The organism is Nonomuraea sp. NPDC004186 (genome assembly GCF_053603495.1).
The window spans coordinates 1-11,100 of record NZ_JBSGFQ010000222.1 but is presented as its reverse complement, the minus strand read 5'-3'; the positions used below and the strand labels follow the sequence as shown (position 1 = coordinate 11,100).

General features: G+C 68.1%; 14 protein-coding genes. 11 read left to right on the top strand and 3 right to left on the bottom strand.

Annotated elements, in window-relative coordinates; translation table 11 throughout:
• The first annotated feature begins 86 nt into the window (after window positions 1-86).
• The 3 genes from ACWEPL_RS63835 (at window position 87) to ACWEPL_RS63825 (ending at window position 1,558) form a co-directional block, all read left to right on the top strand.
• Window positions 87-347, top strand: coding sequence for a hypothetical protein (locus tag ACWEPL_RS63835; RefSeq protein ID WP_452442686.1), 261 nt, complete (start codon window positions 87-89; stop codon window positions 345-347).
• 243 nt (window positions 348-590) lie between these two features.
• Window positions 591-1,034, top strand: coding sequence for a tetratricopeptide repeat protein (locus ACWEPL_RS63830; protein WP_452442684.1), 444 nt, complete (start codon window positions 591-593; stop codon window positions 1,032-1,034).
• Between the two features lie 98 nt (window positions 1,035-1,132).
• Window positions 1,133-1,558 (top strand): recombinase family protein, encoded by a 426-nt coding sequence (locus ACWEPL_RS63825; protein WP_452442682.1) that lies wholly within the window; start codon window positions 1,133-1,135, stop codon window positions 1,556-1,558.
• A gap of 153 nt (window positions 1,559-1,711) precedes the next feature.
• Here ACWEPL_RS63825 and ACWEPL_RS63820 read toward each other — a convergent pair whose 3' ends face one another.
• The gene (locus tag ACWEPL_RS63820) at window positions 1,712-2,545 is read right to left on the bottom strand and encodes an enoyl-CoA hydratase/isomerase family protein (protein ID WP_452442680.1); all 834 of its coding nucleotides are present in this window, start codon (window positions 2,543-2,545) and stop codon (window positions 1,712-1,714) included.
• A gap of 146 nt (window positions 2,546-2,691) precedes the next feature.
• On the opposite strand from ACWEPL_RS63820, the gene ACWEPL_RS63815 reads away from it, so the two are divergent.
• Entirely contained in the window at window positions 2,692-3,084 is a 393-nt protein-coding gene (locus ACWEPL_RS63815; RefSeq protein ID WP_452442678.1) for a winged helix-turn-helix transcriptional regulator, read from the top strand.
• Between the two features lie 281 nt (window positions 3,085-3,365).
• Here the strand turns inward: ACWEPL_RS63815 and ACWEPL_RS63810 are convergent, their stop codons facing one another.
• A complete protein-coding gene (locus ACWEPL_RS63810; protein WP_452442676.1) occupies window positions 3,366-3,740 on the bottom strand; it encodes a hypothetical protein in 375 nt (124 codons plus the stop codon).
• A gap of 136 nt (window positions 3,741-3,876) precedes the next feature.
• On the opposite strand from ACWEPL_RS63810, the gene ACWEPL_RS63805 reads away from it, so the two are divergent.
• From ACWEPL_RS63805 to ACWEPL_RS63795, 3 genes are all read left to right on the top strand, one after another.
• Entirely contained in the window at window positions 3,877-4,239 is a 363-nt protein-coding gene (locus ACWEPL_RS63805) for a hypothetical protein (protein ID WP_452442674.1), read from the top strand.
• Window positions 4,240-4,554: 315 nt separating this feature from the next.
• The gene (locus ACWEPL_RS63800; RefSeq protein ID WP_452442672.1) at window positions 4,555-5,277 is read left to right on the top strand and encodes an SDR family NAD(P)-dependent oxidoreductase; all 723 of its coding nucleotides are present in this window, start codon (window positions 4,555-4,557) and stop codon (window positions 5,275-5,277) included.
• Entirely contained in the window at window positions 5,267-5,797 is a 531-nt protein-coding gene (locus tag ACWEPL_RS63795; protein ID WP_363973427.1) for a MarR family winged helix-turn-helix transcriptional regulator, read from the top strand. Before ACWEPL_RS63800 ends, ACWEPL_RS63795 begins: the two co-directional genes overlap by 11 nt.
• Before the next feature lie 57 nt (window positions 5,798-5,854).
• Here ACWEPL_RS63795 and ACWEPL_RS63790 read toward each other — a convergent pair whose 3' ends face one another.
• Window positions 5,855-6,535 carry a carboxylesterase family protein gene (locus ACWEPL_RS63790; RefSeq protein ID WP_452442670.1) on the bottom strand — a complete coding sequence of 227 codons (681 nt, stop codon included), beginning with the start codon at window positions 6,533-6,535 and terminating at the stop codon, window positions 5,855-5,857.
• Between the two features lie 346 nt (window positions 6,536-6,881).
• On the opposite strand from ACWEPL_RS63790, the gene ACWEPL_RS63785 reads away from it, so the two are divergent.
• The 4 genes from ACWEPL_RS63785 to ACWEPL_RS63770 all read left to right on the top strand — a co-directional run bounded on the left by ACWEPL_RS63785 (window position 6,882) and on the right by ACWEPL_RS63770 (window position 10,573).
• Window positions 6,882-7,487: a helix-turn-helix domain-containing protein gene (locus ACWEPL_RS63785; RefSeq protein ID WP_452442668.1), complete on the top strand. Its 606-nt coding sequence runs from the start codon at window positions 6,882-6,884 to the stop codon at window positions 7,485-7,487.
• A 1,337-nt stretch (window positions 7,488-8,824) separates the two neighbouring features.
• Window positions 8,825-9,163, top strand: a complete 339-nt coding sequence (locus ACWEPL_RS63780; RefSeq protein WP_452442666.1) for a hypothetical protein — start codon at window positions 8,825-8,827, stop codon at window positions 9,161-9,163.
• Window positions 9,164-9,329: 166 nt separating this feature from the next.
• A complete protein-coding gene (locus ACWEPL_RS63775) occupies window positions 9,330-9,695 on the top strand; it encodes a hypothetical protein (protein ID WP_452442664.1) in 366 nt (121 codons plus the stop codon).
• Window positions 9,696-10,027: 332 nt separating this feature from the next.
• Complete coding sequence (locus ACWEPL_RS63770; protein ID WP_452442662.1) at window positions 10,028-10,573, top strand: hypothetical protein; 546 nt, start codon at window positions 10,028-10,030, stop codon at window positions 10,571-10,573.
• The last annotated feature ends 527 nt before the right edge of the window (window positions 10,574-11,100 follow it).

Below are 11,100 nucleotides of genomic sequence, written 5' to 3'. Positions count from 1 at the left end.
CCCGGCCCGCCCCCCGCCCCCCCGGGCGCGCCCCCCCGCCCGGCCGCCGCGCGGGGGGGCCGGGCCCGCCCCCGCCGCCCCAGGCCGTGGAGGAAGACGCTGCCGAGGACGGCGATCCCCGGCGCGCCGCCGGCCTGCTGGACGACGTTCAGCAGGCGGGCGGCCGACCCGACCCCATGAGGACGGCGGCGCGCCAGGGGGCGGCGAAGAACGCGACGCTGGTCATCGTGTTGCAGGTGCAGCTCGGCCTGAAGCGCATGACGAACCACGCTTGGCGGCGAATGCGCGTGCGTTGTCGCCGCATGTCACGGTTTCCCCGGCGGCGGCCACCACCGACGCGGCTGTGACACAACCATGACACGGCGCGAACGAGGCGGGGATGCGGCCAGCAGACAGTGAACGGGTTGGACCGGCGGGCGAGTTACGGAGCGATCCGGCCGCTCGCGTCGGGTCGATGCTGTTCGGCCGGGGTGGCCTCGGTGACTGCGGCGTCTCCTCATCAAGCAGGGCGAGGTGAACCGGCCGGGGCTGCTGTGACCGTCCGCTGGGACAGAACGTTACGACAAAGGCGATCACGAAAGGGAGAAGGCGTGGCTGATGACGGGAAATGGGACCGGCATTCGGTGTTCCGGGGCGCCGCCGTGCTGGCCGGTGCCGCCGCGACCGCGCCGCTGCTGGGTGCGGCGGCCACGGCGTCAGCCGGCAGCGGTGACGCGGACGCGCTGTTCAAGGCCGGGGAGTTCGAGAGGGCCGGCCGCGCGTACGAGGAGATCCTGAAGACAGACCCCACGAACGTGCATGCGGCCCGCCAGCGCGGCTATGTAGGGCTGCTGTCCAACCGGTTCCCCGACGCCGAGAAATACCTCAAGATGGCCATCGACCTGGCGCCCGACGACAGCCCGAGGCTTCTCAGTTACCTGAGATGCGAGGTGTACGGCCTGAAGCTTGGCGACACCGAGCTGGACCAGCTCGCCTCCCTCGTCGCCGGCGATCGGTACGGCGACATGAGCTTCAGCTCAGCGGGCCGGGAGTGATTGATCACTGCTGCTCAGAGCGGATCATCTAACTGTTGAACCTCGGCGCTTGGTTCGGCCCGTAAGGGGCCCTTTTCATCCTTCAGCAGCACGAGCGTGTGATCAAGGGGCGGATCCCTTCTTGTCGTTCCGGCAGTGCCCATGCCCCGCCGGGTGCGACGCGCAAAGCGGCACCGCAGTTACATGCCTGCAACCTGTCTGGCCGCGGTGTCCACTTCGGGCTGGGCGCATCCATCCACGACTGGAGCGACCCGTTCGGCCGGCTGTTCCTCCAGACCCTCGCCATGGTCGCGGAGTTCGAAGCGAACATCGGGCACCAGCGCACCCGCGAAGGCATGGCCCTGGCCAAGAAGAACGGCAAGCTCAAGGGCAAGCAGCCCAAGCTGCCCGAACCGGCGCGGCGTTCCATCCGCCGCCGCTACGCCGAAGGCGAGGTCTCCCTGGCCGACCTGGCCACCGAGTACAGCGTCGGCCGCTCCACCATCTACCGCATCATCCACGGAGCCCCAGAAACCCCTAGGTAGAAAGCGGGATCACCGCCTACTCTGCCCCTCGCCGTAGCTATGGGAGCTCCGGGCCGGTTTGGGATCCTGCGCAGCGAGGCCACGGCGTCCCGACCGGCGAGCCCCGGCTCCTGCGCCACGACCCTGGCCAGCCTGCCGGTCGGCTGAAGATTCTCAGAGCGTGACCGAGCGCAGCAGTTGCTCCAGGCGCCGCTCGCCGTCGCGGGTCTGCGCGCCGGCCGCGAGCGCGCTGCGGAACAGTTTCTCCGCAGCGGGCCGGGCGAACTGACGTGCCCATGCCTCGTGCTCGCGCACCATCCCGGCAGCCAGGTCCTGCGGCGGCAGGGCACTCTTGACGGCCGCGATCGTGCCGTCCGGCAGGTCCGCGATGTTTCGGGCGAGCCGGTCGACGAACGCGTCGATCTCGTCGGCCGGCAGCGCGCGATTGACCCAGCCGTAGCGTTCGGCCGTCTGCGCGTCGAACAGATCCGCACCAAGGACGATCTCCAGAGCGCGGTTGCGGCCCGCCCGGGCCAGCAGGTACTGCGTGCCGCCGCCACCGGGCACGATGCCGCCCAGCACCTCCATCTGGCCGAGCCCGGCCCGGCCGATCGCCGCGAAACTCATGTCGGCCGCCGCGACGAACTCGGCCCCTCCGCCACGAGCCATCCCGGTCAGCTTGACGATCGTCACCTGGGGCTGGGTGCGCAGGGCCTCGCCGAGTGCCTGGAAGACGTTGAGCCCGGCCGGCGCCCCGGCGGTCGGGTCGGCGGTGGCGTCCTCGTCGTCCACGAGCGTCATGTCGACGTGGGCGATGAAGAACTCCGGGTCGGCGCTCTCGAACACGACAACCTTGGCCGTCTCGTCCTCCCGCAAGGTGGTCAGCAGCGTCATCAGGTCGGCCATCATCGCCAGGCTGAGAACGTTCACGGGAGGGTTGTCGATGACGACCTTGACGACGCCGCGGTCGCGCGTCACGTGGAGGGTGGAGAAGGTGGGCTGGCTCACGCCGGAGGACTCCTATCCGGAGGCGGCGGCAATGCGACAGTGGCTGCCGCGCCGCTAGGTATCTGATGTATACCTATGGTTGGGTGATCGCCCGGGGGCGTCAATAACGCACTTTTGGCATCTCAAGCATCGCGGAGGATACCTAGGTGACCGATACCAGCGAGCCGGACTGGACCTTCCGCGCCGACTGCCCGACCCGTCCGATCCTCGACCAGATCGCGGACAAGTGGTCGATGATGACGATGGCGGTGTTGGCCGAGCCGAAACGGTTCAACCAGATCAAGCGCCGGCTCGAGGGAGTCACCCAGCGCGTGCTCACCCAGACCCTGCGTCGTCTGGAACGCAACGGCATGATCGAACGCCGTGTCCTGCCGACCTCGCCCGTAGGGGTGGAGTACTCGCTCACGCCACTCGGCGAGTCGCTGCGTGAGCCGTTCTTGCACCTCTACACCTGGGCGGTCGAACACGCCGACGACATCGGCGCCCGGCAGCGGGCCTACGACGCGCGCTCCGTAAGTGCCCACTCCAGTGATGGTTGAGCGCTCATCGTCCGTGATCGGCACGGCGGCAGTTCGCGGTCTCGGGCTGTTGGGACAACCGCCGGTCGGCGGGCCGCCCAGGCAAGGCATTCCGGCTCCTTCGTCGAGCTGGTCGCGCCACACGCCTTCGCTCTCCTCCAAGTAGTCGCCCTTCCTCCATCGCCCGTACGGTCCACGTGCCTTACGTGCCTGACAAGATCGTCGCGCTCTGACCTGCGGGAATAGGCCAACAACCCAAGATAACGATTGAGCCCTGAGCTGCGCAGCGCGCCGTGAGGCCGTCAGTCTGTCCCGGTGGCGGGCACAGAGCCGGGCTCGCCGTCAGACCAATCCATTCCGACGGTGTAGTGGTCGATGCCGCTGTGGCCGGGAACGTTGTTGCATCGGAACCACATCCCGAGATATATGCTGTCGAACTGCTGTGTGGTGTCCCATGCCAGTTTCAGTGCGTTGCAGAACCCTTCGGGGAAATTCACTCCCGGCTGCCCGAACAGGCCTAAAACGCCCAGAGCACGGAAGATGAGGAGCTGGGCCGTATCCCGATTCTCTGGTGGTTCGGCGACGATGACACCCCAGACGGCGTTGTCCTCGGCTTCAGTCAGGTAGCGCAGGGGCGGGGGAAGCGGGACCGGCGTGGGGATCTGATCTTCGGACATGCCGTCACCATGGCATAGGGGCGTTGCCCCCGTCACCATGGCCGCTTCGCGGACGGTGCCCTTCTCCCCCGGTCCCCCGCGTCGTACCTCGCTGGTCTGCCGCAAGCGGGGTTCGGACACACGGTTCGATGCACCTTTGATCGTCCGGTGTGCTTTCGGCGAGCTCGACGACTGCGGGGTCCACCCGGACGAGGGGCATGCCCATCACGGCGCCGACACCGGCGCCGAGCGAGCGTGGGGTGGTGAGCACAGCGCGCAACAGGGCGATGCCGTCGTAACCGCTGCGCAGGCCGTCGTCCTCGCGCAAGGGGATCTCGTAGGCCGTCAGCCGGTCAGCCCGGCAGGCGCCGGCGGCGCCGACGACCACCCTGATCGCCTCGGCCGGAGCCGCGACTGGCAGAACGCCGCGGACACGCTCGGGGTCGAGGAGCGGGGCGTGGATGCGGTGGAGCAGCAGGCGGATGATGTCGGCCTGCTGCTCCATGATTTCTTGGCGTGATTATGTCATCCCCCCATTTAGCCGCCCGTGGCCCTGCATCCAAGCAGGCGCTACATGATCGTTATCCAGAGGGGTCGAGCAGAATTGACGTTCTGGCCAGTGCGCTGATCGCCGTTGCCCCTTTCCGGCTTACGTGGCGTGCCCCGTCGAGACTTGCCCCTCGCCGTAGCTTCGGGAGCACTGGGCCGTCCCGCGTAGGCTGCGTTGAGCAGTGCTGCACGGCCTCCGCCACCTTGGAGCGTCCCGCCGCCCTCGAGGGCATCCAGTTCCCTTTGCTAGGCTGACTTTAGGTCTAAACTCCAAGGAGGGATGAACATGACACGCAGAACGGTGGTCACCGGCGGGGGCACCGGCATCGGCAAGGCGGTGGCAGCGCGCTTCGCTGCCGACGGCGACCGAGTCGTGATCATCGGCCGCCGCGCCGACACGCTGGAGCAGGCAGCCAAGGAGATCGGCGCCACCGCGCTGCCGGCCGACCTGAGCGAGCCGGCGCAGGTCGAGCGCGTGCGCGCCGACCTGACCGAACGCTTCGCCACGATCGACGTGCTGGTCAACAACGCGGGCGGCAACGTCGAGACGCACGGCGGTTCCGGCGGCCTCGCGGAGCGGTGGACGGGCAACTTCCGGGCCAACGTGCTGACGTCGGTGCTGGCGACCGAGGCGTTCCGCGAGCTGCTCAACCCGTCCGGGCGGATCGTGTTCATCAGCTCGATCGCGGCCTTGCGGGGTTCGGGCGGCACCTCCTACGGCCCGATGAAGGCGGCCCTGCACCCGTACGCGTTCGACCTGGCCACCGCTCTCGGACCGCGCGGCATCACGGTGAACGTGGTCGCCCCGGGGTTCATCGAGGACACCGAGTTCTTCGGCGGCACCCTGGACGACGGACGCCGCGCGACGCTCGTCGCGCAGACCCACACCGGTAGGCCCGGCACGCCGCAGGACATCGCCGGGACCGTGCACTGGCTCGCCTCGCCCGATGCCGGGCACGTCACCGCGCAGATCATCCAGGTGAACGGCGGCGCCGAACGTGGCCGCTGACCCGCCGCGCGACGGCGCCGACGCCATCCAGGACGCCTGGCGGCGCGAGCTGCCGGGCGTCCCGGTGGAGTCGATCGGAGTCATCACCCGGATCTGGTGGGCGGCCAAGGTCTTCGGCGACGAGCGTCGCCGCCTCCTGGCGAAGCTGGGCGTGGACGTCGCGACGCTGGATCTGCTGTCCACGCTGCGGCGTAGCGGCCCGCCGTACCGGATGAGAGCGGGCGAGCTGGCCGAGGCGTGCATGGTGACGCGCGGCGCGATCACCCAGCGCGTGGAGCGGGCGGCCCGGGCCGGGCTGGTCGAACGGACCACCGCCGGGTCGGGCTACCACGCGCGCGCGGTCGCCCTCACCGACGCGGGCAACGCCCTGCTCGACCGCGTCGTCGCCGACCTGCTCGCCACCGAGGACCGCCTCATCGGCCACCTCGCGCCCGAACGCCGCGACCAGCTCGCCGACCTGCTGCGCGACCTGCTCGCCGGACTGGACGGCACGACTGTGACCGGGCAGGTCGGGGACTGAACCCCACGTTCCGAACGTGGCCTCGATCCGTCGAATCAGCCGCCGGCTGCTTGACCCTTATCGTGACGGCGCGACGGGCTGAGGGTGAGAAGGTCCCCTCAGCTGTGCGTGGCCCAGTAGCGGCAGTGATGTTGTGCTGCGACATCTCCGTCGCGTCCATCCGGGGTCAGGGTGTGGACATCGTTCGCGCTGGTACTGGTCAGCGGCTTCCAGCGGGGGCAGGCCGGGACCGTTCGGGTTGCCCGTGGCGGCGAAGTCGGTCCAGTAGCCGATCATCTGGTCGGCCAGCCGGCGCTGGCCGGATGAGGAACGGGTGTCGATGGCGGCTCCCAATCCGTCGAAGAGACAGGACAGTTCGGCGCCGTGGTAGGCACCCAGGGGAAAGGTGCGGGGGACGGGGAAACCGGCCGGTCTGGGGGCGTCGCTGTCGGCGAACTCGTACTGATAGACGGCGGTCTTGCGGGCGAGCAGGCGGTTGCCCGAGAGGGTCGGGCAGGTCCAGCCGCGGTCGGTGGCGATGGCCGCCCATGCCAGGGAAGGCGAGCCGTGGGCGCCGTCCGGATACCTTGCCGACACCCGCTTCGCGGCCCGGCCGAAGACGGTGCGCGGGCAGGGCATCGTCCGCGTCGCGTCCGTGCATGCGACCGGCTCGGCGACAGCTGCGGCGATGCGCTCGCCGGCCTGCCGGGACGGCCAGATCGTGTCTCCTCCGGCGGGGTCGATGCCCAGCTGGCGCATCGAGCAGCCACCGCACTGGATGATCGCCTTGTCGAACAACCCTGTCGCTGCAGGTGAGGTCAGCTGGGCGCAGGTGCTGAAGGCGCCGGCGTTATCTGGGGTCGCCGTGAGGCGTCAGGCACGTAGGGCATGTGGGGGTGGTGCGCACGTGGCTTACGGACATCCAGGGGTTGTTCTGTCACGTCAGCTGCGTAAGGGATGTGCCGTGCTCCAGACTTCGCCCTGAACAAACGGTGGAAGCGTACGCAGCGCACCGTCGGACCCCCGTCCGTCTCCACGGTTAGTTCAGGGGAATGTGGCACGTCGGCGTCCGGCAAGACCCGCACCATCGTCTGCTGGAGGTTCCGTGTCGGAGGCCGACTGCGGGTACGACTGCCTGCGCCCACGCGCCGCTCGGGAGGCACAGGGGCTGACAGTGGCGGAGATCGCGGCCGCTGCCGGTCTGTCGGAGCGGGCGGTGAACTTCTACTTGGCCGGCACCCGCCGCCCTCGCGCTCCGGTCCTGCCGCGGCTGGCTCGTGCGGTCGGCTCGCCCGAACCTCTCGACCTGTGTGACCTGCGCGACGGCGAGCGGATCGTGCATCTGCGCGTGCGAGTGGGCAAGAGCCGCGTCCAGATCGCCGCCGCCCTCGGGTGGCACCCCGACACCTACCGGGACTGGGAGCTCGCCGGACGGGCCGAGGACAAGATGGGCGGAGAGCAAGCCCGGGAGAGCGATTTGGACCAGCCGGAGCGGGGTCGCTGGGCATCCGCGCCGTTCTTCAACCGGGACGTGCTCCAGCGCGGAGCCATGGTCGACGGCGACTGGCGGCCGCCGGTGTACGGGCCGTACCAGTACGGCAATCCCAGACACTTCGCAGCGTTCGAAGTCCCCGCCGAACGCCTCCGCCAGGCCCTCCAGCGCATCCGCGCAGACCGAGAAGCACAACTCGGAGAACTCCTACGTGGCTGACGTGCCTTACACCTTCCCGAGCTCCTGACCAGCGCTTTCGCTCAACCACCCCAGATAAGCGACGGGTCGTGGTCCAGGCGGCGGAAGGCCCGCGGGGCACCGCGGTGTATGCCGAGTACGAGCGCCTGGGCCTGGGCCTTCGACGTTGTGTACCGTCCAGCACATCCCTAGGGGACGTCGCACAGGCCAACTATGTTCCGTTTGACCTTGTCCCGCTTCACGGCGTTATCGACGGTGCGATTGAGAATGTCATAGATCGGTTTGAGGGCATTGCCCGATGCGCAGCAGCTATCGGCACTTGAGTAGAGGCCTACTCATGCGCGAACGCGGCGCAGGAACCAGAGTTCCCGTAGCAAGCTCAGGCCTGAATCTCGGAGGACACATGGCACTGAAGCGAACCCTGGGCGTTCTGACCGGAGCAGGCGTCCTCGTGCTCGGCGGCGGGGTGGTGGCGTATGCCGCCATCCCCGATGGAGACGGCGTGTTCAACGGCTGCGTCGCCAAGCTGACCGGAGTTCTGCGGGTCATCGATCGCGCCGAGGGACAGCGATGCCTGGTCGTCGAAACACCGATCAGCTGGAACCAGGTCGGATCACAGGGTCCGGCTGGCCCACAAGGCCCACAGGGTGCCCAGGGGCCCCAAGGGCCGCCTGGCGTGGGTGCCAGCGGGCCCGTCTTACGAGTTGGCGCCGACGTCCGCGTCCCCCAGGGGGAGAGAGCCTCCACCTTCGCGGCGTGCGAGCCAGGCGAGGTCGCCACCGGCGGCGGCTTCCATGGGACCATTGTCGCTGATTGGACCATTGAGAAATCCCAACCGGCGCTCATCCCTGAGGACCAGCAGGGCGCGAGCGTAGGTAGGCCCGGAGAGCCCGTCAACGGATGGTGGGTCATAGCAACGCCGACGCGCAGCGGATCGGGGTCGATAAGGGCCGAGGTCTTGTGTATGAAGGTGAGATGACGGCATCCAGGACGGAATGCTCCTCCACGCTGGGTTCCAGCAGTCCGTAGCAGATGTCCATGCGCCTGCCTCAACCTTGACGTCCTCGTCGCCGTGGACGATCCACCGGGTCGCCAACGCGACGCCGTCCTCGGCGACGACCAGGCCGTCGGGCAGGTCCGCATCCGACAGCGAGCCGACGCCGGCCAGGTGGTCGTCGGGCGGCAGCAGGATAGTCGAGGCGACTGCCGTGTAGTTCCAGGCCGGTGTTGGCGGGGACTTCCAGGTGGTCACCGCTCTGGCCCATGACGATGGTGTATGCGCGGTCATTAAGCCTCGAGACGGGCGATGATCTGGACGCTGTGGTACGGAGAGCACGCTGAGCGACAAACTGAGTGGCATGCGGAACGCACTGCCCCGCTCACCTGTGCACAACCCTGCACACGAAAACATCGAGTTCCAGGACACGCTCAAGCCGGTCGCCAGATTGTCCGTGCCCGCAGGCTCCTATCTGGCGAGCGCGTACTTCTCGCTGCGGAACGACTACGACTCCGCCGTACATCAGGTGACCTGCAGGCTCGCGGCCGACTATCCACCCGGCGAGGCCCCGATGGATCAATTCGCGCTGTTCAACCTGCCAGTGCCGCGCCAGGCGCCATATAGCATGCCTTCACCTTTACGGAGCCCGGCTCCATCGTCCCGTCATGCCATGCAATCCCCGGCTGGACGGCACGGGTGACCAACATCCAGCTGACGCGATCCAGGCGTCCGCCGTGGTGAACGAGGACATCCGGGTCGAATGACTTCGTGTATCGGCATCCTCTGCCTGTCGTGCTGATCGCCCGGCGTAAGTTGAGCATGCCCTACTCATGCGGCGCCGCCGGTGATCCCTGACGCTGTTGACCATGACAAAACTCGTGGCACTGTTCCTAGTGTTCTGGGGTCCTCTGTACCACCCGACGTACCTCGCCTCGATGTCCGGGACGTACGAGAACGGCGTGGTCGACGGGGAGATCTGGGCATACGCCGGCCAGTGTGCCAGGGCCTTCATCGAGACCAGCTACCAGCCTGCGGGCGCCGGATATTACATCAAGCGGTGGTCATACTCGGATCCTGCCTGCTCGCCGACGGCGTTGGAGACTACGACACCGTTCCAGATGTACCTTGACGGGCCGGTCGAGGAAATCACCCACATCGGCGCCTCCGTCTGTCGGTGGACGGCATGGGAGTCCATGACCTGCGGCCCTACCCAGACCATCTTCGCTCGCTGACTTAGCTGGCCCCGTGCTCGCTGACCGCCTCTGCGCCGGGTTCTGCCGTACCCCATTTCTCGCCGACCTGGCCCACCACCGCCTGTGGCATCACCTCGGAAGGTTGCCCTGCCCCCAACCTTCCGGACTGCGGACCCCGAGTAGGGTTCGTCACGGAGGGGGGCGCTCCGATGGTTGCCGTAGGCGACCATGGCGACGGTATGCGGTATCGGGGTGGCCGTCATGACCCAGCGTGTGCGGCGACTTGTCGGTCTTGGCGCGCAGGGCGTTACTGCGAGCGGAAGACCATCCTGGCCGACGCCAGTAGCTTCCAGAAGGACGATCCCGCCGTCGTGCTCAGCCACGAAGTATCCGAGCCCACGACCTATCAGGGCACCCAGATCATCGAACTGGACTTCCCCGCCGAATACTTCGCCCCACCACCCGAGCCACCGCTGATCGAGCAGATCACCCAGGCCGTGCGAGACCTGGCCGAGCGGCAGAGCGCGGTCGTGGCAGACCTGGAGGCACGAGTGGAGAGCGCGCCCGAGGCGGCACGCCAGTGGCTGGCGGACACGGCCAACTTCCACCGCAGCACCATGCCGAACATCACGGCTGTGGCCGACACCTGGCGCAGAACCCCGAGCCGGCGCTGGCCGAAGCCGACGCGCTGGTGGTCGGCGGCGGCAACACCAACGCACCTCTGGGGATTCCGGGCCCATGCAAGGGATGAACGGCGGACGCGCTGGCCGATACCGCGCCACGGCCGCCGCTGCCGGGGAACGCCGACCACCTCCTGGTGCTCACCGCGCTTGAGGGACAGGGCCGCGAACCTCGCGCTTATGGCTGCCCGGTTCAGCACCGTGCCTTACAAGGCTAACAAGATCATCTCGTTCTGACCTGCGAGAAAGGGCCAAGAACCCAAGATAGCGATTGACGCCGCAGTCTTCTAACGGATGCTGGTGGAGTACTTGGAAGAGCGCCGGCCCGCCCTGGGCTACGTCAGTCTGAGGACGCTGGCCTACCCACTCGGGAGCCAATTCTGGGCCGACATCGAGCGGCATCACCCCGGCATCGACACACGCGACTGCCTGCCGAGATTGCCGCCGCCTGGGAACAGCGGTTGCAGACCCGGACGAAGAAGTCCACGACCAGCAGCGGGGAGACCGTCGAGGTCATCGCCGAGCGCATCAACTTCCGCGAGAGCATGACCCCGGATCCACGCCTGCCAGGATGGCGTACGTCAGTGGCTGTTCCGTAGCGGCTCAGTGGTGGCACCGTGTGCAGCGCGGATGTCCAGATGCGTGCCGCCCGCCAGACTGGTCGTACATCGTCGAACAAGGAGGTCACGATGCCCGACCCGACCGTGTTCCCGGATGCGGGGTGAGCGTCATGGACGGGCTCTCGATCCGCTGGACGCCGTTGC

What these genes read in the sequence shown, in the direction of transcription:
- ACWEPL_RS63775 (WP_452442664.1), top strand. Translation starts at nt 9,330, where the DNA reads ATGACAAAACTCGTGGCACTGTTCCTAGTGTTCTGGGGTCCTCTGTAC.
- ACWEPL_RS63800 (WP_452442672.1), top strand. Translation starts at nt 4,555, where the DNA reads ATGACACGCAGAACGGTGGTCACCGGCGGGGGCACCGGCATCGGCAAG.
- ACWEPL_RS63810 (WP_452442676.1), bottom strand. Translation starts at nt 3,740, where the DNA reads ATGTCCGAAGATCAGATCCCCACGCCGGTCCCGCTTCCCCCGCCCCTG.
- ACWEPL_RS63790 (WP_452442670.1), bottom strand. Translation starts at nt 6,535, where the DNA reads ATGCGCCAGCTGGGCATCGACCCCGCCGGAGGAGACACGATCTGGCCG.
- ACWEPL_RS63780 (WP_452442666.1), top strand. Translation starts at nt 8,825, where the DNA reads ATGCGGAACGCACTGCCCCGCTCACCTGTGCACAACCCTGCACACGAA.